Source organism: Amycolatopsis oliviviridis (genome assembly GCF_014654365.1).
Classification (GTDB): domain Bacteria; phylum Actinomycetota; class Actinomycetes; order Mycobacteriales; family Pseudonocardiaceae; genus Amycolatopsis; species Amycolatopsis oliviviridis.
This window is the reverse complement of sequence record NZ_BNAY01000008.1, coordinates 1-19,424: the sequence shown is the minus strand read 5'-3', so window position 1 is coordinate 19,424 and position 19,424 is coordinate 1. Positions and strand designations below refer to the sequence as shown.

The 19,424-nt window shown below is 69.0% G+C and carries 16 protein-coding genes; 5 read left to right on the top strand and 11 right to left on the bottom strand.

What is annotated here, in order from left to right; all coding sequences use genetic code 11:
* Positions 1-4: 4 nt before the first annotated feature.
* The gene (locus IE302_RS30170) at positions 5-1,039 is read right to left on the bottom strand and encodes an SDR family oxidoreductase (RefSeq protein WP_191257835.1); all 1,035 of its coding nucleotides are present in this window, start codon (positions 1,037-1,039) and stop codon (positions 5-7) included.
* 71 nt (positions 1,040-1,110) lie between these two features.
* Between IE302_RS30170 and IE302_RS30165 the strand changes: the two genes are divergently transcribed.
* Positions 1,111-1,989: a LysR family transcriptional regulator gene (locus IE302_RS30165; RefSeq protein ID WP_191257834.1), complete on the top strand. Its 879-nt coding sequence runs from the start codon at positions 1,111-1,113 to the stop codon at positions 1,987-1,989.
* Here IE302_RS30165 and IE302_RS30160 read toward each other — a convergent pair whose 3' ends face one another.
* Entirely contained in the window at positions 1,990-3,432 is a 1,443-nt protein-coding gene (locus IE302_RS30160) for a peptide ABC transporter substrate-binding protein (protein WP_191257833.1), read from the bottom strand.
* A 100-nt stretch (positions 3,433-3,532) separates the two neighbouring features.
* Between IE302_RS30160 and IE302_RS30155 the strand changes: the two genes are divergently transcribed.
* From IE302_RS30155 to IE302_RS30145, 3 genes are all read left to right on the top strand, one after another.
* A complete protein-coding gene (locus IE302_RS30155) occupies positions 3,533-4,870 on the top strand; it encodes an LVIVD repeat-containing protein (protein WP_191257832.1) in 1,338 nt (445 codons plus the stop codon).
* 14 nt (positions 4,871-4,884) lie between these two features.
* On the top strand, positions 4,885-5,322 hold the full coding sequence (locus IE302_RS30150; protein WP_191257831.1) for a hypothetical protein: 438 nt from the start codon (positions 4,885-4,887) through the stop codon (positions 5,320-5,322).
* 67 nt (positions 5,323-5,389) lie between these two features.
* Positions 5,390-6,463 carry a hypothetical protein gene (locus tag IE302_RS30145; protein ID WP_191257830.1) on the top strand — a complete coding sequence of 358 codons (1,074 nt, stop codon included), beginning with the start codon at positions 5,390-5,392 and terminating at the stop codon, positions 6,461-6,463.
* On the opposite strand, the gene IE302_RS30140 is transcribed toward IE302_RS30145, so the two are convergent.
* The 7 genes from IE302_RS30140 to IE302_RS30110 form a co-directional block, all read right to left on the bottom strand.
* Positions 6,429-7,898 (bottom strand): sensor histidine kinase, encoded by a 1,470-nt coding sequence (locus tag IE302_RS30140; protein ID WP_191257829.1) that lies wholly within the window; start codon positions 7,896-7,898, stop codon positions 6,429-6,431. The genes IE302_RS30145 and IE302_RS30140 overlap by 35 nt on opposite strands.
* A complete protein-coding gene (locus tag IE302_RS30135; protein WP_191257828.1) occupies positions 7,895-8,584 on the bottom strand; it encodes a response regulator in 690 nt (229 codons plus the stop codon). The genes IE302_RS30140 and IE302_RS30135 overlap by 4 nt, the downstream gene beginning before the upstream one ends.
* 105 nt (positions 8,585-8,689) lie before the next feature.
* Entirely contained in the window at positions 8,690-9,130 is a 441-nt protein-coding gene (locus IE302_RS30130; protein WP_229908020.1) for a DUF4232 domain-containing protein, read from the bottom strand.
* A 350-nt stretch (positions 9,131-9,480) separates the two neighbouring features.
* Positions 9,481-11,259: a choline/carnitine O-acyltransferase gene (locus tag IE302_RS30125; RefSeq protein WP_191257826.1), complete on the bottom strand. Its 1,779-nt coding sequence runs from the start codon at positions 11,257-11,259 to the stop codon at positions 9,481-9,483.
* Positions 11,256-12,098: a class I SAM-dependent methyltransferase gene (locus tag IE302_RS30120; RefSeq protein WP_191258197.1), complete on the bottom strand. Its 843-nt coding sequence runs from the start codon at positions 12,096-12,098 to the stop codon at positions 11,256-11,258. Before IE302_RS30120 ends, IE302_RS30125 begins: the two co-directional genes overlap by 4 nt.
* Positions 12,099-12,119: 21 nt before the next feature.
* The gene (locus IE302_RS30115) at positions 12,120-12,971 is read right to left on the bottom strand and encodes a HalD/BesD family halogenase (RefSeq protein WP_191257825.1); all 852 of its coding nucleotides are present in this window, start codon (positions 12,969-12,971) and stop codon (positions 12,120-12,122) included.
* Between the two features lie 149 nt (positions 12,972-13,120).
* Positions 13,121-15,676 (bottom strand): bifunctional FO biosynthesis protein CofGH, encoded by a 2,556-nt coding sequence (locus IE302_RS30110; RefSeq protein WP_229908064.1) that lies wholly within the window; start codon positions 15,674-15,676, stop codon positions 13,121-13,123.
* A 185-nt stretch (positions 15,677-15,861) separates the two neighbouring features.
* Between IE302_RS30110 and IE302_RS30105 the strand changes: the two genes are divergently transcribed.
* Complete coding sequence (locus IE302_RS30105) at positions 15,862-17,466, top strand: IS1634 family transposase (RefSeq protein ID WP_191257823.1); 1,605 nt, start codon at positions 15,862-15,864, stop codon at positions 17,464-17,466.
* On the opposite strand, the gene IE302_RS30100 is transcribed toward IE302_RS30105, so the two are convergent.
* Together IE302_RS30100 and IE302_RS30095 are read right to left on the bottom strand one after the other, a co-directional pair.
* Entirely contained in the window at positions 17,405-18,163 is a 759-nt protein-coding gene (locus IE302_RS30100; RefSeq protein WP_191258196.1) for an SDR family oxidoreductase, read from the bottom strand. The two genes, IE302_RS30105 and IE302_RS30100, sit on opposite strands and share 62 nt — an antisense overlap.
* An 8-nt stretch (positions 18,164-18,171) precedes the next feature.
* Positions 18,172-18,975, bottom strand: coding sequence for an alpha/beta fold hydrolase (locus tag IE302_RS30095; RefSeq protein ID WP_191257822.1), 804 nt, complete (start codon positions 18,973-18,975; stop codon positions 18,172-18,174).
* Positions 18,976-19,424: the final 449 nt, after the last annotated feature.

Below are 19,424 nucleotides of genomic sequence, written 5' to 3'. Positions count from 1 at the left end.
GGCCTCACGGGATCACCTTCGCCTTCCGGAACTCGTCGAACAGCCGGAAGAACATCGCCGACGTCTCGGCGTACTCGTGGAACCCGGCCCGCCGCGCCTTCGATCCGTCCGCGAACATGTCGTAGTCCCAGCCGAACACGAAATCGGCGAAGCCCCACGACGACGAAACCGCGCTGTACGGCACTTCGAGGCCGTATTTCGCGGCGATCGAGGTCCAGAGTTCTTCCTTGTCCGCCATGACGACGTCCAGGGACATCGGCAGCGGCGGCGCCACCTCCAGGTCGAAGTAGCGCGCGATCTTCGGCCAGAGCTCGCTCCACCGGAACAGATCGCCGTTCGCGATGTTGAACGCCTCGTTTTCCGAGCCGGTGGCCCAGACGGTGGCCTTCGCCAGCAGCCCGGCGTCGGTCATCTCCAGGAGACTGTCGTACGCGCCGGGCTTTCCGGGGAATCGCAGCGGCAGGCCGAGTTCCTTCGAGATCGACGCGTAGACGGCGATGGCCAGCGCGAGGTTCATCGGATTGCCCAGCGCGGTCCCGCCGACCACCGACGGCCGGATCGCGGACCACGTCCAGGTCTTCCCGGCTTGCCGTCGCTCCAGGAACTGCTGCTGGTCCACATTGAATTCGGGCGGCATGTGCCCGGCGTCGTCCTCACGCGCCGGGGTCTTGAACGGGCCGAGGTGGGCGCCGTAGACCTTGTAGCCCTGCATGAGGCTGATGTGGCGCAGACCGGGGGCGGCGGGCTCGATCGCGTCGACCAGGTTGGTCAGCATCGCCAGATTCGGCGGAACCAGCTCGGCCCAGGTCGGTTTGTCGACATACGCCGCGTAGAACACATGCGTGACGTCGTCCAGGCCGCCGAGCTTCGCGCGGGTGTCGTCCGCGTCGAGCAGGTCGACGGCGATCTGACCGGGGCCGCCGCGCCGCGACAGGCCGATGACCCGCCAGCCGGGCCGGGTCTCCAGGTGCTCGATCAGGTTCTTGCCGATGACCCCGTTGGCCCCGGCGACCAGGGCGACCTTGCGTTCTTCGTTCATGTCATCGAGCCTGGACCCGTCGCGTGGATAAGTCCAAGGCATAGATATCACCGCTTCGATAAACTCTTTTCATGACCAGCTTGCGGCAGCTCGAGTACCTGGTGACCGTCGTCGACACCGGCTCCTTCACCCGGGCGGCGGAGCTGCTGCACGTGACGCAGCCCGCGTTGTCACACCAGGTGCGCGCACTGGAGAAGGGGGTCGGTGGCCCGCTGCTCGAACGCCTGCCGCGCAGTGTCCGGCTCACGCCGATGGGCCGTGCCATGCTCCCGCACGCCCGCGCCACCCTCGCCGACGCCGAACGCGCGCGGTGCGCCGCCCGGCAGGCCTCCGGGCTGGAAGCCGGCGAACTCCAGATCGCCACGGTCTACTCGGTCGGCATCGGGGTCCTGCCGACGGCGTTGCGGGTGTGGCGCCGGGAGCGGCCGGACGTCGACGTCCGGCTGGTGGAGTTCCGGCACGCGGACGAACTCCGGGACGCCATGGCTGCGGGGGAGGCCGACGTCGCGGTCGGCCCGGTCCCGCCGGGCTGGGACGGGCCGGTGCGCGAGCTCGGCGCCGAGGAGTTCGTCGTCGTCCTGCCGATCGACGGGCCGCGCGAGGACGACGGCACCGGTGTCGTCGACCTCGCGACCCTCTCCGACTGCGCGTGGGTGCATTACGCGCCGGGCAACGGCCTGGCCGATCTCGTCGACCAGGCCTGCGCCGCGGCGGGATTCCAGCCGAGGGCGGCGGTCCGGACCGAGCAGACCGCGGCGGCCCCGGTGCTCGCGGCGGCGGGGCTCGGTCCCGCGCTGGTCCCGGCGAACGTGCTGCCCGAAGGCTTCCACGGCCGCGTCCTGCGCCCCGAACCGGCGATCCGGCGCACGCTCGCCGCCTACTGCCGGAGCACGCCCGACCCGCTGACGTCGGCCTTCATCGACGTCGTCGCGGGGGAGTGCACCCTCTGATCAGTGCAGGGAAATCGCCGACAGGTCCACGCCGCCGAACGTCGTCGCCGTGACGTCGCCCGCCCGCTCGCCCCAGACGGCGTGCCCGTGCCCGGACCACAACGGCGCGACCGGGAGATCGCGCAGCAACTGGTTCTCCACCAGGCGGTAGACCTCGCCGCTGTCGGCGGCTTCGGTCTCCTCGGCCGATTTCAGCAGGTCGGCGAACCCGTCACTGGCGTAACCGGTGGCCTTCACGATCTCGGTCAGCACCTCCTGCGGGCTCGGCGTCACGAGGTCGAGGTCGATCGCGAACGGCCCCGTGCCGGGGTCTGCGGCGAGCGGGACACCGACGGCCTTGGTGACCTGCTCGGCGAGCGGACGCAGCCAGCGAGGCTGGAACTGTCCGAATTGGACGGGCGCGGCGGGGAACTCCGCCTGGGTCAACAGGGACTTCCCGGCTCCGGCGTCGAACGTGCAGGGACGGCAGGTGCTGCTGCGCTCCCCGGGAGCGACGGCGGGCGGTAGCAGCGACTTCGCCGGGTCCACCTGCTTGTCCAGGACGCCGGCTTCCAGGGCGGCGCGATCGACGCCGAGCGCGAAACCGTGCCGGACGGTGGCGTCGGAGAAATGTGCCGCTGTCAAAGGAAAGCCGAGGTAGGAGGCATTCGGGAGTGCCCACATCACGTGCCGCTGCGCGAAATCCGCGTGCATCGCTTCGTGCCGCTCGCCGGGGACGACGGTGGAGAGGTCGAGCTTCCCGCTCTTGACGCCGTCGTACAGGGCCGCCGGGTCGCCGATCCGCAGTTCGATCACGCGGGCTTTGCCCGGCGCGTCCGCGACCCGGACAAGCTTGGCACCGGTGGCCTGAAGGCCGCCTTCCATGCGGAACGGGCCGTTGCCGACAGGCTGGGAGAAGAAGCGGACCCAGTCGCGCGAGGCCAGGGCCGAAGCGGGCAGCGGGACCAGGGCCGGGGAGGAGAGGAGGGCGGGGATCTGCCCGGACGGCCGGTCGAGCACGAGCCGGATCGTCAGTGCGTCCGGTGCGGTGATCTCCTTGGCCCGCACCAGATCCTTCAGTACCCGCGCGCTCGCCCAGCCTTCCTGTGGCGCCGCCTTCCAGGTGTCCACATAGGACTGCGCGGTGACCGGGGTGCCGTCGTGGAACTTCCCGCCGTCCTTCAGCTTGACCGTCCACGTCGTCCGGTCGGTGCTGCCGATCGACTCGGCCGCGCGCGGGGTCGTCTTCCCGGTCGCCGGGTCGTAGTCCGCCAGCGGCGTCCACAGCGCGCCCGTGATGAGCCTGCCGCTCTGGTCGCGGGCGTCCGCGGGGTTGGTCGAGACCGGCGCGGGCAACCCCACGCGAAGTACGTCCGGTGCGGGCGGTTCGTCGGATTCCGAGCAGCCCGCCACGACCAGGGCGGCGGCGAGGAGCGGGGCCAGAAGACGCAAGCGCATGGTCATGTCATAGCAGTCCCGGACCGACCATCGGCGGTTGTGCGGGCAAAGTGGTGATCATAGGGTGGGGTCACCAGCCTGGGAGGTTTCTGTGCGAGGAAACTGGTTGCTCCGATCGAGCCTGGCGATCGCGACGGTCACCGCGACCCTGATCGCCACCGGCCTGCCCGCCGCCGCGTGCGGCGAAGAGGACAAACCGGCCAGTGAGAAGGTCCGGGTCTCGGGGGCGCCCGGCGCGGTGAAGAACGTCAAGGCCGTCGGCAACGTGCCCGACGCGCAAGGCGCCATCGCCATGGGCTTCCTCCAGTACGGCCACCGCGACGTCATGGCGGTTTCCGGCGAGTTCGGCCTGAAGGTCTACGACCTCACCAAGAACCCCGCCGCGCCGAAGCTGATCGGTGAGGTCAGCCTGCCCGGCCTGTGGGAGACCGAGGACACCGAGGTCGACGTCAAGCGCAAGCTCGTCTTCCTCGCGCGCGACCCGCGGGCCTTCGGCGGCACCACGCAGACCGGCGAGTCCGGTATCTACATCATCGACCTGAAGAACCCGGAAAAGCCGGCCATCCTGAGCTACACCAAGGTGCCCGCCGGTCACACGACCAGCTGCGTCGACGACTGCCGCTACCTCTGGACCGGCGGCCCGGCCAAGGCCGCGAACCAGCCCGCGGACTGGGGCGGACGCCCGATCTGGGTGACCGACATCCGCGATCCGCGCAACCCCAAGACCGCCCCGGACCCGATCGAACTCGCGCGCAACGACGGCAAGACCGACTACGTGCACGACGTCCAGGTCGACGACGAGGGGGTGGCGTGGGTGTCCGGTCGCGGCGGTGTCCGCGGTTACTGGACCAGCGGCTACCACCGCGATCCCGTGCAGGGCAAGGTGCGCCGCGCGACAGCGTTCAGTCCGGTGCCGTACGCGGGCGGCGGGATCGAGGAGACGGCGGCGCCGTCGAAGTTCATGCACAACAGCTTCCACCCGTCGGGACGCCGCTCGGCCGACGGCGCGGACTCGAACCGCTGGCACGGCCGCGACCTCATCTACGCCACCGAGGAGAGCTTCCTCGACGGCTGCGCCGGTGACGGCGTGCTGACGATCTCGTCGCTGCAGAACTCGTACAACGGCGAAGGCTGGCGTTCGACGCCGGAGAAGCCGTTCCGCCTCAAGTCCGTCGGCACCTGGAGCGTCGCCGGGCAGGAGGGCAGCGACCCGACGACCGGTGACTGCTCCGCGCACTACTTCGACCTCCGCGGCAAGGTCCTCGTGCAGTCGTTCTACGCGCAGGGAACGCGGTTCCTCGACGTCAGCGACCCGACCGACCCGAAGCAGATCGCCTACTTCCGCCCGGCCGACGCCGCCGCGTGGGCGCCTTACTGGCACAAGGGTTACGTCTACGTCGCCGACAACACTCGCGGAATCGACATCCTGAAGCTCACCGTCTGAGTCAAGATGTCCCCATGCGCACCATGGGGAAGACGCTGGGGATCACGGCCGCGGTCGTCCTGATCGCGGCCTGTGACCCGGCACCGCCGGCAGAAACGGCCGTCCACACCGATCCGGCGCCGGTCGCCGAGACGTTCCCGGAGGTCGGCGAGATCGTCGAGACGTCCTGGGTCGAGGAGAAGATGGGCGCCGCCGAAGGCCGCGTCGCGGCGCCCGGGCCGACCGACTACCGGCTGTCCGCGGTGGTGAAGCTGCGTCGTGAGGCCGCCGCGAAGGTGCTGGACGAGCACAAGTGCCAGGCGGGTTCCCCTGCGGTGCCCGAGCCTTTGAAGGGCCTCGTCCCGTCCGGGGTGAAGTGGCTTTCCTGCGAGCTGCCCGCGAACGGCAAGGCGCGGACCGCGTTCGTCGCCGACGGGACCGAACAGGGGATTCTCACTTCGACAACCATGTAACAGAGTTGTGCAGGAACTGTCTCACGACTATCACGGGAACCGCATGATCCGTTCCTAGCTTGGCGACATGACCACCTTGCTCGAACGAGCTCCGGTTCCCGTCGCCGCGAAGACTCCGCGGCGAAGCGTCACGGCACTGTTCGTGATCGCCCTGTTCGTCGCCGGATACACCGGATTCCGGCCGCCGGGGGAGTGGGCGGCGACCCTGCAGGCCGTGTCCCTGACCGACGGGTTCCACCGGCGTTTTCTCGTCGGCACGCTCCTGAAGCCGTTCGGGCACGGCTACCTGGTCTTCGCGGTCGCGAGTTTCGTCGTCCTCGGCGCGGTACTGGTGGCCGTGACACTCGCGTTCTTCCGTAGCCGCACCGAAATCCGGCGGCTGCTGATCGTCGCGTGGCTCCTGCTGCCGACCGGCGGGTACCTGTTCCACGAGGTCGGCTACTTCGACCAGATGCTGTATCTCCTGCTGTTCGGCGCGCTGTGGGCACTGCACCGGAACCGGCCGGCGGTCGCGAGCGCGATGATGACGCTTTCGGTTATGGTGCACGAGATCGCGTTGCTCACCGTGTTGCCGGTGTTCGGGTTCGCCTTGCTGCGAAAGGTTCCGTTCCGGCGCGCGTGCGCGCTGGTCGCCCCCGCCGCGCTACTCGGCGCGGTGATCCTCGCGTTGCCGCCGGTCGGGCCTGGCGCGATCGACCGGCTCCGGCGGTCACTGTCCACAGCGGACTTCCCCTACCGTGCCGACGCGCTGGCCCTGTTCGGACGCACCCAGACCGAGAGCTGGCGGCTGTACTCGATCACCGGCGTGCTGCTCTATCTGCTGCCGATCGCGATCGTGGTGGTCGGCGGCTTCCTGTACCTGCACCGCCCGGCGCTCGCGGCCGCGGTACCCGTCGCCGCGATCGCGGCACCGACCCTGCTCGCGTTCGGCGGCTGGGACGACGCCCGCTGGGGATTCCTGCTGGTGACCAACTTCGTCGTCGTGCTGTGGCTTTGGCTCGGCCACCGCGAAGCGAAACTTCGGCAGATGGCCGTGCTGACCGCGTTGTTCCTTGTCCTCACGCACGTCCCGATGCCGTACTTCGACGGCTACGCGCCGCGCGGGCTCACGCTGGTGACTCCCGTGGAAGACTTACGGTGAAGACGGCGCCATGGTCGTTATGGGCTTCCAGCGAGCCGCCGTGGATCAGCGCGTTCTCCCGGGCGATCGCCAGCCCCAGCCCACTGCCCTCGGTCGCCTGCCGCGCGTGATCGCCCCGCACGAACCGGTCGAACAGGATCGGGAGCAGGTCCTCGGGGATACCCGCCCCGGAGTCGGCGACGCGGATCCGAACCGCGTCCGCGCCGCCCGTCAAGGTCACGGTGATCGGTGTCCGGCCGTAGCGCGCGGCGTTGACCAGCAGGTTGACCACGATGGTGTGCAGACGGCGCGGATCGGCGACGACGGTCGTGTCCCCGGTGCTCGTCACCTCGACGGGCGTCTCCGGCGCGGCGGTCCCGATCGCGTCCTCGACGAGCGCGGGCAGGTCGACCGGCTCGGGGCGGAAATCCGCGGAACCCGCGTCGAACCGCGAGATCTCCATCAGATCCTCGACGAGCCGCGCCAGCCGCCGGGTCTGGGTGCCGAGCAGCTCGGTCGCGCGGGTCCTGATCTCGGGGGCGGCGCTGTCGAGCGTCCCGACCGTGGCGACCATCGACGAGAGCGGCGTCCGCAGGTCATGGGCGACATCGGCGACGAACCGCTGTTGCTGCCGGTCCTTGGCGCGCAGCTCCTCGATCGCGGTGCCGACCCGATCGGCCATCGTGTTGAACGACTTGGCCAGCTCGGCGAGCTCGTCACGCCCCTTCACCGGGACACGCACGTCGAAGGCCCCGTCGCCCAGCTCCCGGGCGGCGGAGGCGACCCGGCGCACCGGCCGCTGGATCCGGCCGGCCGCGAAGACGGCGGCCGCCACGCCGAGCACGGTGACGCCGAGCGCGATCCACACCAGTTGCCACCGCTGGGCCGTCAGATCCTGCTCGAACCTGGTCAGGTCGAAGAACTGCACCACCCAGTACGCGACGAAGTTCGCGCTCACCACGAGGAGCTCGCGGCCGGTCGCCGGATCGACCGTGACCGTCGACAGCAGGTTTTCCGGGCCCGTGGTCCGCAGCAGGACCACGTCTTTCACCCCTTCCAACGCGGCCTTTCGGTCCGGAGGAGTCCTGTTGTCGGCGCCGGTCGTCCAATCGACGGTCATCGACGAGGATCTGACGACTTCGGCAGGTCCTCGGGGTGTCGTGAAGTCGTCATTGGTCATCTGCGGATACCTGGTGACGAGCATCCAGTCCGCCGCCGCCTTGTCCATGCCCTGGGAGAACAGGTCCAAGGCCTGCGGGTTGCCCGTCATGAACTGCTCGAGATGAGGCCAGGCCTGCCCGAACATCGCTCCGAACGACGTCTTCGCCGCGGCGGTGAACCTGTCGCGCGCGTCGTCCTCCTGGATCCTGGCCGCGCTGAAGGCCATGACCGCCGTCGCCGTCGTGGTCACCGCCACGACCGCCGCGATCACCCGGGCCCGGAGTCCGAACCTCATTCGCTCACCAGCCGGTACCCGAGTCCGCGCACGGTCTTCAGCACCACGGGATTCGCCGGATCGTCCTCGATCTTCGCCCGCAGCCGCGCGACCGCCGCGTCGACGATCCGCGAATCGCCGACATAGCCGTAGTCCCAGACCCGTTTCAGCAGGATCTGCCTGCCCAGCACCTGGTTCGGATGTTCGGCGAACTCGACGAGCAGCCGGATCTCGGTCGCGGTCAGCGCCAGTTCGACGCCGTCGCGGGTCACGCTCATCGCGCCCGCGTCGATCTCCAGCCGTCCCACCCGCAACTGGCCCGCCGACGGACCGGGAGCGGTGGTGGCACGCCGCCCGATCGCCTTGATCCGCGCGTCGATCACCCGCGGTTCGGCGGGTTTCACCACGTAGTCGTCGGCGCCGCATTCCAGCCCGGCGACGATGTCGATCGGGTCGCCGCGCGCGGTCAGCAGAACCAGCGGCAACCGGCTGCGCGCCCGGATCCGGCGGCAGACCTCGAAACCGTCCATCCCGGGCAACATGACGTCGAGCAGGATGAAGTCGAGTTCGAGCCGGTCGGTGAACAGCGCCTCCAGCGCCCGCTCCCCGGTCGGCGCGACGACGACGTCGTGACCGAGCGTTTTCAGCGCCAGCGTGAGCGCTTCGGCCAGGGCGACGTCGTCCTCGACGAGCAGGATGCGCGGCATGATTCCCCCAAGATCGAAAGGCTCATCGATCGTAAGGGCGCTTCGTCGCACTCGCCCGGATTCGCGGCGGAACCGTCGCAGAGCCGTGCGGTCTCGTCACAAACCTCAGTGCTTGAGCTCGGCGTTCCAAGCCGTCAGCGTCAGCTTCCCTGTGGTCCCGAGGTCGGTGTCGACCGTGATCCGCTGCTCCGGGTCACCCTGGGCGGCCGCGACGGTCACATAGGCACCCGCCTCCGGCGAACCCGCGGTGACGGTGTTCGACCACGAGACCACCGACAGCAGCGTCCCGCCGGGCTGGACCGTCTGCGGGCTGACGCCAGGGTCGATCGCCATGTACGACGTCCCGTGCTCGACCTCGACGGCCATCGGCCGCTTTTCCTTGTCCAGCAAGCGGACTTCGGGATACCCGGTGAGTGTGCGCGGAGTCGTGCCGCAGTTGGTGAGGGTCAGCACGACCGCGCGATGGCCCAACGCGGCCTCGACCGGCCCGGACTTCACCGTGACCCCGGTGCCGAGGCAGCCCGCCGGTTCGACCTCGCCCGGCACGGGAGTGAGGACAGTCGGCGGGGCCGGCGGTGGTGGCGGGGGCGTACTGCACCCCGCCACAACCAGCGCCGTCCCGGCCACGGTCAAGATCGCTTTCCCCAGCACCCGCGGATCCTATCGATGCGGGGAAGGCGATCTTGACGTGCTCTGTCCCTCCGCTGCATCGACCCGGGGGTGTTGTGAAAGCCACTTTCGCAACCTTCAACGTTGCGAAGGTGGCTTTCACAACCCTCTCGGGCGGCGTGCCCCTCCTGCGGACCGTGAGGACCCGAGGTGAAGGGGACGTTCCGCGCGTGCGATGAGGGGAAAGCCCCCTTCACCCCGCCAAGGCACCTGGCCTCATCGCTCGATCAGGCCAGCAGCTCCTGAAGTTCCACCACGGCCGTGGCGAGTTCCGCCGCGAACAGCTCCATCTCGTGCGCCACGTGCTTCGGAGTGCACAGGTACAGATTCAACGAGTCCGGCAGCAGCACGTACGCGACGCCGATGCACTGCGGGCTGGTCGACCCGAAACCGAAGTAGCGGATGTTCACCGACGGCGCCGAGCTGGTGCTCAGGTAGTCGTTGCGCATCTTCAGCCAGCCCGGCGACGAGTACAGCGACGGCGACTCCTCGACGCCGCGCCGCTTCTGGATCAGCTGCAGCTCCCACAGGTGCTGCTCCGGCGCGTCGCCCGCCTGGCATTCCTTCGCCCGCGTGACGTGCTTCGCGGCCGCCGCGCGGAAAGCCGCCTGACGTGTTTGCCGGTCGGCCTCCGGATCGGTCATCACCTGGACGAACCACAGCACCTCGGGCGTCACGACACGCATCGCTTCGGTGCGCCCGTTCTGGTACTGCCGCGTCGCGATCGATTCGTACGTCGCGCCGGTGATGCCCTTCGCGCGCTTGTGCGCGAGCTGGTACGCCATCTGCGCGAAGCCGTCGGGGGACATCCCCAGCTCCTTCGCCCGCTTCGCGCCGAAGTCGGTGAAGGACACCGTCTTCGTAGCGGTCGCGTCGGCGTACGCGGCGAAGGACGCTGCCGCGGCACGGGCGTCTTCGCGCAGGGCCTCACCCAGGACGAACTCGATGACCTCGGACGCCGGGACGCCGTCGGCGGGCGGCCGCTCCAGCCGTGTCCCGCTGAGCAGCGCGTCGGTGAACCCGAGGATCGTGGTCCCGTCCAGTTCGCAGTGCTCGACGTTGATCCCCGCCGTGCCGTCCTCGAACACGATCAGCGAGACGGCCTTGTCGAACCAGCGGTTCCCGCTGTCGCCGTGCAGCAGCTTGTCGCACGCCTCCTGGGTGTCCGCCGGGGTGAAGTCCTCCAGGCACAGGCAGAACAACGCCGTCTCGATGTCGTCGAGCGCGGCCGCGTTCCCGGCGGCCAGCAACGCCTCCCGCGTCGCCGCCCACTCGGCCCTGGCCTTGGTGGTGAAGTGCCCGGCGGCGGTCTGCGGGTCTTCGACGAAGCTCCCGGACTTCAGGATCGCTTGCAGCCCCGCGACCAGCTGTTCCGGGGAGTACGGGCGGCCGTCCGGCGCGATGACGTCCATCCGGAACGGGGTGTCGCGGTGGAAGACCACGATGTGCCGTGCCCTCGACGGCCCCGGCCAGTCCTCGCGGTACGGCGTGCGCGCGGTGTCCTGCACGGCGCCGGGGATCCGCGTCGCCGAGAACAGGAACTTGTGCTGCACCATCGACTGCGGCTGCCCGCGCAGCACGATCGGCGGCACCAGTTCCTCGTCGAGCTTCAGCTTGTAGTCCACCGCCGACGCGGCCAGTTCGGCCGCCTGCTCCAGCTGTCCCAGCGGGGATTCGGAGAACAGGAAGAAGAAGTTCGCGTTGAGCGCGATCCGGTCGCGGCGGCCGAGATAGCGGTACGGCCAGAAGGTGTCGAGCCAGCTGCGGACGTCTTCGCGGCTGTCGTAGGCCTCCAGCGCGCACTGCAGTTCGTGCGCCGGGCTTCCCTCCGCGAGGAACTCGGCGACGGCGCCTTCGGTCTCCGCGAGTTCTCCGGGGGTGAGCAGCGGCGAGCACCACTCGAGGAACCGGCGGCAGGTGTCCTCCAGGCTGGGGACGGGGACCCGCGGCAGGACGTCCTCGTTGCCGAACGTGCGGGTGGACAGTTCCGGACTGCTCACGATCATCCTTGATCTCGAAGGGGAAGGGCGTTCAGCGCGGAGGCGAGCCCGCCCGCCGCGCCGTTCGGACGGGAGACGAACAGCCGCGCGTACAGCCGGCCGTTGGCCTCCAGCCCACGCGGGTCGAGACCCGCGACGGACAGATTGTCCAGGATCTGCGTCTGTTCCTCTTCCGAAGCGAACCTCCGCTGCCGGAAGACGCCGTCGATCCCGGCGGTCTCGTAGTCCAGCTCGCCGAGGCTGTCGGCGACCGGGCCGTAGGAGAACATCCGGAGGACGAAATGCGCCATCCACGGCCGGTTTTCCCGCGCGATCCGGACGAGGGTCTTCTCGGTGACATAGCCGACGCAGCCCGTCGAGATGACGATGTCGACGTCGGCCAGCAGCGCGCGCTGGTCCTCCGTCGGGTCCTCGTTCTCCAGATCAGCGTGGATCGCTTCGTCGATGAAGCCCGCGGCGAGCGCGTAGTCCAACGCGGGCGCGGAGGCGTCGAGACCGATGAAGCGGACTTCGTCGCCGACGGCGAGCCTCTCGACCATCCGCCGGTCGTCTGCGATCAGCTCGTCCCGGCTCAGCGCTTCGGCGGAGGCGTAGTGGTCGTACAACCGCTCCATGGTGGTGTCGCATCTGTGCAGGGCCGCGTTGACGCCGTAGGAACAGCCGAGGTCGAGCACGGTCGGGACCTTGACGTCCCGCTCCGAGCGGTACTCGTCGATCAGCTTCGCGAAGTAGGCCTTGGCCTGCTGGGGGATGTCGTAGTCCAGCCTGCGCAAAGTGCCGAAGAAGGCACGGGGATCGGGCTCGGTGTAGATGTCGTCGAAATTGATCTTGCCGGTGGCATCCAAGGGCACGGCCAAGCTCCTGACTTAGTCGAGCAGCTGATCGCCCCGGACGGCCGCCGAAGCGACGTGTTCCGGCAGGACCCGGCCGAACAGTTGTCTGGTCCGTTCCGGACTGCCGATGACCCCAGGGCGCTCGCTGTACGCGAAGATCGCGGAATGGCGGGCGACTGCCCCCTGAACACTACTCACGCGGTGCAACGCGAAGCGTCCGCGAAACAGTTGAAGATCGCCAGGACGCAGAGTGAGTCGTCGGATCAGGTGATCCCCTTCGCCCGCGAGGACGGCACGGACGTCGTCGAAGTTCTCCGCCGCTTCGGAGCGGATGTTCGGGCAATATTCGAAGACACCGCCCTCGGCCGCTTCCTGCGTGAGCATGCTGACGGTGTACTCGTTGGTGTCGAAATGCCACGGATGCGAGCGGCCCGGTTCGATCACGTTGAGCACCAGGCCCGAAAGCGGATCGGCGAGTTCGTGCAGCGCGGGGAGTTCGAAGCAGTCGGCGACGAACCGCTGGAACTCGGGGCTCGCGTACAGCTGCTGGATGACCGCGGTCGCCGGGATCCGGTCCCGCGCCACGAAGGCGTTGCCGCGTTCCATGATCGTGCGCCCGGGATGGTCTTCCGGTAGCGGAGTGTCGATGGCGATGTTGTAGGCGTTGACGCGTTCGACCTTCGCGTACGCCTCCGGAGCGATCTTCGCGCCTTCGTGGCGAAGGACGTCGCGAAGCTCCGGACGGATGAAGTCGGCCAGTACGCTGCAGCCCGTCTCCCGCAGTTCGTAGCGGGTCCGGGAAACGATTTCGCGCCACGCCGGGCTTCCCGGTTCGGAGAGCGGATAGCGGGCGGTGTCGGCAACTTGGACTGCGCTCGCGGTCATCGACGTCCTCTCGGCTGCCCGGAAGTGATTCTCGGGTTTAGCACAGAAAACGCCCGTGACCCCCGCGCCTTGTGAGCGGTGCCACACGGAACGTGACGGCCCCCTGTCTCCCGTTGTACGAGGGTCAGGGGGCCGTCACGGACTTTTCGTCAGCTGGTGACAAGCGGCAGCAGCGGCCGTCGCACCGCGGTCGCGACGCCGTCGGACGCCTGCGCCGCGGCGATCCGCTCCGCCGTCGGCGTGCCGTACTCGGTGGTCCGCTGCCGCAGCGGACGGCCCAGCGGCTCGACCATCGCCCGCATGTCGCTGATCGTCTTGTACGACCCGTTGGCCGCACCCGCCATCCGGCTGATCGTCTCCTCCATCAGCGTCCCGCCGATGTCGTTGACCCCGCCCTGGAGCACCGCGCGGCTGCCCTCTTCGCCGAGTTTCACCCACGAACTCTGGATGTTGTCGATCATCCCGTGCAGCAGCAGCCGGGCCAGCGCGTGCACCGCGCGGTTTTCGCGCAGCGTCGTGCCCGCCCTGGCCAGCCCGGCGAGGTAGATCGGAGAGCTCTGGTGGATGAACGGCAGCAGCACGAACTCGCTGAACCCGCGCCGCCCGTTGCGCTCCAGGCCTTCCCGCTGCAACTTCGCCAGCAGCTTCAGATGCCCGACCCAGTGCGCCGGGGTGTCGACGTGGCCGTACATCATCGTCGACGTCGTCGTGATGCCGAGTTTGTGCGCGGTGGTGACGACGTTGATCCATTCCGACGTCGGCAGCTTGCCCTTCGTCAGCACCCAGCGGACGTCGTCGTCGAGGATCTCCGCGGCCGTGCCCGGCAGCGAGTCGACGCCGGCTTCCTTCGCGCGCGCCAGCCAGTCCTCGATCGAGAGGTTCGTCCGCGAAGCGCCGTTGACGACCTCCATCGGGCTGTAGGAGTGCAGGTGGATGTCCGGCTGACGGCGCTTCACCTCGGCCGCGAGGTCGAAGTACGCGGTGCCCGGCAGATCCGGGTGGATGCCGCCCTGCATGCAGATCTCGGTCGCGCCCGCGGCCCACGCCTCGTCGACCCGGTCGCCGACCTGCTCCAGCGAGAGCGTGTACGCGTCGGCGTCGGTGCGCCGCTGGGCGAACGCGCAGAACCGGCAGCCGGTGTAGCAGACGTTGGTGAAGTTGATGTTCCGCGTGACGACGAAGGTGACGTCGTCGCCGTTCACTTCGCGCCGCAGGTCGTCGGCGATCTTGGTGAACGCCTCCAGCTCCGGTCCGTCGGCGTGCAGCAGCGCCAGTGCCTCGTCGTCCGACAGCCCGGCGGGGTTCTTTTCCGCGCTGCGCAAGGCATCCCGGATGTCGGTGTCGAACCGCTGCGGTCCGGTCTTGATGTTGCCCTTGATCTCGTCCCAGTCGCCGTACACCGAGTCGAAGTCGCTGCGCCGGTCCTCGGTACGCCCGACGGTGTCGACCTCGACGTGCAGATCGGTGCGCCCGGCCTCCTTCCAGCCGCCGTCCGGCTCCTGCCACGGGATGCCCACCGGAATGGCCTCTTCGATCGCCAGGCCGGTTTCGGTCTCGGTGAGCGGCGCGAGGTGCGCGTTCATCCGCGGGTCCAGCCACGGCTCGCCGGTCTTGACGTACTCCGGGTAGATCGGCAGCCGCTCGCGCACGGTGAACCCGAGCGCCTCGGTGCGGCGCTTGAGCTCGTCGATCTGCGGCCACGCGCGTTCGGGGTTCACGTGGTCCGGGGTCAGCGGGGAGACGCCGCCCCAGTCGTCGATGCCGGCGTTCAGCATCAGCTCGTACTGCTGGCCGATCAGGTTCGGCGGCGCCTGGATGCGCATCGTCGGCCCGAGCACCAGGCGCGCGACGGCGATGGTCGCCGCGAGTTCTTCGAGATCGGCGTCCGGGGTCGCGCGCATCTTCGTGTCCGGCTTCGCGCGGAAGTTCTGCACGATGACTTCCTGGATGCCGCCGTAGGTCTTCGCGACCTTGCGGATCGCGAACAGCGCGTCGGCGCGCTCCTCGAAGTTCTCGCCGATGCCGATCAGGATGCCGGTGGTGAACGGCACCGAACTGCGGCCGGCGTCCTCCAGCACCCGCAGGCGGACGTCGGGATCCTTGTCGGGCGAGCCGTAGTGAGGGCCGCCCTTCTCGGTGTAGAGCCGCTTCGCCGTCGTCTCCAGCATCATGCCCATCGACGCCGAGACCGGCTTGAGCCGCTGGAAGTCCTGCCAGGTCAGCACGCCCGGGTTGAGGTGCGGCAGCACGCCGGTCTCTTCGAGGACCCGGATCGCCATCGCCCGGACGTAGGACAGCGTGTCGTCGTAACCGTGCGCGTCGAGCCAGTCCTTCGCCGCCGTCCAGCGGTCCTCAGGACGGTCGCCGAGGGTGAACAGCGCTTCCTTGACCCCCATCGCGGCACCCTTGCGCGCGATGTCGAGGACCTCGTCGGGGGAGAGGAACGGCGATTCGACGCGGCCGGGAACGGTCGCGAAGGTGCAGTAACCGCAGCGGTCCCGGCACAACCGGGTCAGCGGGATGAACACCGAACGGCTGTAGGTGACCACGCCCGGCCTGCCGGCCGCGACGAGCCCGGCGTCACGGACACGCGAGGCGTGCTCGGACAGCGTCTTGAGGTCGTCGCCGCGCGCCTGGAGCAGGATCGAGGCTTCGGTGAGGTCGAGGGTCTTCCCGTCGCGGGCCCGGGCGAGCGCACGGCGCATCGCCGAGGTGGTGGGGGCGGTCGCGTCAGCAGGGGATGCCATTCCCGCACGCTATGGCCGGACTCGCTCCACCTGCCAGTGTGCATCCCGCCACCGCGTCACCCATGTGGGTACGGTCACTGTTTGCGCTGGTCAGCGCATGATCTTCGTTGCCGATCAGCAGGCCGGGGTGTATTACCTAAAGTGTGGCTTCGGTGATCGGCAAGAAGGTCGGCGGGCGGACTTACTACTACCTCGTCACCTCCGCCCGGGTCGACGGCGAGCCGCGGGTCGTCTCCCAGCGCTACCTCGGCACCGCCGAAGAGATCGGGCGCGCGATGGAGGGCGACGTCTCGGCGCCCGGCGAAGCGCGGCACCGGACCTTCGGCGACGTCGCGGCCGTATGGGCCACGCTGCGTCGGCTCGACTTCGTGCGCCGGGTCGACGACGCCGTCGGAGCCCAGCGCGCCGCGACCACCTTGGGCACGCACCTCGCGCTCGCCGTCCTGCACCGGGCGACGGCGCCGGACACGGAGCTGGCCGCCTGGTGGGAGGACGGCGTCGCGCGGGAGTTCCTGAAGGCCGACCTGCCGAATCACTGGCGGGCGCTGCAACGGCTGACCCCCGAGCGGATCGCGCGGATCGAGGCCGCCGTCGCCGACGCGGTGCTCTCCTGGCTGGGGACGGGGAACGCCGCGCTCGCCGTCGACGTCCCGCAGTTCGCTACGTTCAGCACGGCCGACCCCTGCCACTGCGAACTCGCCGGGCTCGGCCTGGTGGTGACCAAGGACGGCGCGATCCCGCTGGCGTCGCACGCGTACCCGAGGGAAGGAGCGCCGCCGTTCGCCGCGCTCGCCGACGACCTCCGCGACCGCCACCCGGGCGAGGTCACGCTGATCTTCACCGCGGGCCAAGCCGCCCAGCTGGACCTCGGACGGCATTTCGTCGGCGCGTTGCCGCTTTCGGAGTACCCGGACCTGCTGGCGAAACCGGCGTCCGCGCGCAAGCCCGTCGACCCGGAACGCTTCGCCGGGCTCACCGCCTTCGACACCAGGGCTGTCGTCGCGGGCGTGCGGCGGCGCGTGCTCCTGACCCATTCGGAAACCCTGCACAACGCGCAGGCCCGCGCGTTCGGCGAGGAGCTGGGCACCGCGACCCGCGAGCTCGCCGGCCTCGACGCCGCGCTGGCGTCGGGCACCTATCGGGGCGACCGGGGCCAGGTGAACGCCGAAATCGCGCGGATCACCCGCGGCCGCCGCGTCGAACGGGTGCTCTCGCCGTCGCTCGCGGGCACCAGACCGGGAGAGATCCGGCTGACCTGGAAGGTCGACGACACCGCCGTATCGAGGCTGCATGACGAGTTCTTCGGTAAACAGGTGCTGGTCACCGACCACGACTGGCCGGTGTCCGAGGTCGTCACGGCCTATCGGGCGCGGACCCACCTCGACTCGACGTTCCGCTGGCTGACCGGTCCCGCCGTCGCCGGTCCGGCCCCGCGCTGGGACTGGACCCCGCACCGGATCGCGGTGCACACGCTGGTCACGGTGCTCGCGTCGACGGTCACCCACCTCATGCGGCGCGAGGCCGACCGCGCCGGGATGAACCTGTCGGTCCGCGAACTGATGGACAGTCTCGCCGGGATAGGGGAGACGGTGCTGCGGTATCCGTCCACCGGCGGCCGCCCGCGGACGCGGCGCCTGCTGACCGAGCGGAACCCGGAACAGCAGGCGCTCTTCGACCTCTTCGCCCTTAGCTCTCCCGATGGATATGAAGCGCCGAGAAGCTCTGGACCACCGGCATCAGCTCGATGACGTTGATGTTCACGTGCTCCGGCTGCGAAGCCGCCCAGAAGACGGACTCGGCCACGTCGGCGGCGGTCAGCGGCGTCGTTCCCTTATAGACGTTGTCGGCCTTGCTCTGGTCGCCCTCGAACCGGACGACCGAGAACTCCGTCCCGCCGACCAGGCCCGGCTCGACGTTGGTCACCCGGACGCCGGTGCCCTGCAGGTCCGCGCGCAGGTTCAGGCTGAACTGGTGCACGAACGCCTTGGTCGCGCCGTAGGCGTTGCCGCCGGGGTACGCGTACGTGCCCGCGACCGAACCGATGTTGATCACGTGCCCGCGGCCGCGTTCCACCATGCCGGGCAGCAACGCGCGGGTGAGGTGCGCGAGCCCCTTGATGTTCGTGTCGATCATCTGGTCCCAGTCGTCGAGCTTCGCCCGATGGGCGGGCTCGAGGCCCTTCGCGAGGCCGGCGTTGTTGACCAGCAGGTCGACCTCGGCGAACTCGGCGGGCAGCGTGCCGGGGAGCGCGGCCACCGCGTCGGCGTCGCGGACGTCCAGCTCGATCGGCAGGACGTTGTCACCCAGCTCGTCGGCCAGCTTGTCGAGCCGGTCCTTGCTGCGCGCGGCCGCGACGACCTTGGCGCCGTCCGCGGCGAACCGGCGGGCGATCTCGACGCCGAACCCGGCGCTGGCACCGGTCACGAAAACGGTCTTCTGGGGCATGGAGGGCATCAGTCTGTCTCTTTCAAGAACCGTGCGAACACGTCGTTGAACTCGGCCTCGCGCTCCAGGTTAGGCATGTGGGCGGCGCCCTCGATCACCGCCAGGGTGGAGCCGGGGATCAGGTCGTGCATGAGTTCGGCGTCCGAGACCGGGGTGAACTCGTCCTCGGTCCCGACGACGATCAGGCTCGGCACTTTCACACGGGAGAGGCTGTCCCGGTAGTCCGGGCGTTCGGCCCGTCCCCTGAGCGCGGCCGCTGCTCCTTCCGGGGGAGTCGTGCGCATCATCTGTAAGACGTGCGCCGCCACGTCCGGCATCGTGCGGACGTTGTCCGGGGAGACCATCTTCGTGAGCACCTCGTCGGCGTACCAGCCGATGCCCTCGGCGAGGACCCGGTCCGCCGTCTCGTTCCGGACGCGCTTGCCGTCTTCGGTCTCCTCTTGAGGAGAGGTGTCGGCGAGCAGGAGGCCGGCGACGCGCTCGGGGTAGGCCCGGTGGAACTCCATGACGATCTGCCCGCCCATGGAGAGGCCGCCGAGTACGAACCGCCCGAGACCGAGGCGGTCGGCTAGACGGGCGATGTCCCGGGCGAAGACGTCGAGCCCCGTCTTCTCGCTTTGCGCGGGGAGAGCGGTCTCGCCGTACCCGCGAAGGTCCGCGGTGATGACCCGGTAGCCCTCCCGGCTGAAGCGTTCGGCCTGGGGACGCCACATCGAACGGTTGAAGGGGTGGCCGTGGACGAGGACGACGGGCAACCCGGTGCCGAGGTCGTCGTAAGCGACGGAGATGCCGTCGAGTTCCGCAGTACTCATGAGCCCGACGCTAATCGGTGCAATCGATGGGTTCAATACGGTGCAATGTACTCGGAGCAATGTTCTTGCCTGGGAGTTCACCTGGGGTCTCCCGGGCCGATCACCGCGTGATCGGCCCGGTCGACCCTGTTTATGGCTCCTGACCTGCGTAAACGCCGTTAAGGTACCCCCCTGTTTTCGAGGGTTTCCGGCCATGTAAAGTTCTCTTCGTCGCCAGGGAAACCGAGCGGCCGACCGGGACACGAACCAAGCTCTCGCTCATAGCGATTGAGTGGGTGTCCCACCAAAAACTGCTAGGAATGACCGCTTCGGATAAGGCCGTGTAGCCACGGTGCGATCTGGGGTGTGTTGCTTGAGAACTCAACAGTGTGCTAGTGAACTAAGCCAGTAGAGCTTATTTTGAACCTCGTTTGAGGTTCCTTTGAGAGCATTACTTTTATGCCTCGATC

What these genes read in the sequence shown, in the direction of transcription:
- IE302_RS30150 (WP_191257831.1), top strand. Translation starts at nt 4,885, where the DNA reads ATGCGCACCATGGGGAAGACGCTGGGGATCACGGCCGCGGTCGTCCTG.
- IE302_RS30135 (WP_191257828.1), bottom strand. Translation starts at nt 8,584, where the DNA reads ATGCCGCGCATCCTGCTCGTCGAGGACGACGTCGCCCTGGCCGAAGCG.
- IE302_RS30165 (WP_191257834.1), top strand. Translation starts at nt 1,111, where the DNA reads ATGACCAGCTTGCGGCAGCTCGAGTACCTGGTGACCGTCGTCGACACC.
- IE302_RS30100 (WP_191258196.1), bottom strand. Translation starts at nt 18,163, where the DNA reads ATGCCCCAGAAGACCGTTTTCGTGACCGGTGCCAGCGCCGGGTTCGGC.
- IE302_RS30140 (WP_191257829.1), bottom strand. Translation starts at nt 7,898, where the DNA reads ATGAGGTTCGGACTCCGGGCCCGGGTGATCGCGGCGGTCGTGGCGGTG.
- IE302_RS30160 (WP_191257833.1), bottom strand. Translation starts at nt 3,432, where the DNA reads ATGACCATGCGCTTGCGTCTTCTGGCCCCGCTCCTCGCCGCCGCCCTG.
- IE302_RS30145 (WP_191257830.1), top strand. Translation starts at nt 5,390, where the DNA reads ATGACCACCTTGCTCGAACGAGCTCCGGTTCCCGTCGCCGCGAAGACT.
- IE302_RS30095 (WP_191257822.1), bottom strand. Translation starts at nt 18,975, where the DNA reads ATGAGTACTGCGGAACTCGACGGCATCTCCGTCGCTTACGACGACCTC.
- IE302_RS30125 (WP_191257826.1), bottom strand. Translation starts at nt 11,259, where the DNA reads ATGATCGTGAGCAGTCCGGAACTGTCCACCCGCACGTTCGGCAACGAG.
- IE302_RS30115 (WP_191257825.1), bottom strand. Translation starts at nt 12,971, where the DNA reads ATGACCGCGAGCGCAGTCCAAGTTGCCGACACCGCCCGCTATCCGCTC.
- IE302_RS30170 (WP_191257835.1), bottom strand. Translation starts at nt 1,039, where the DNA reads ATGAACGAAGAACGCAAGGTCGCCCTGGTCGCCGGGGCCAACGGGGTC.
- IE302_RS30110 (WP_229908064.1), bottom strand. Translation starts at nt 15,676, where the DNA reads ATGCGCCGTGCGCTCGCCCGGGCCCGCGACGGGAAGACCCTCGACCTC.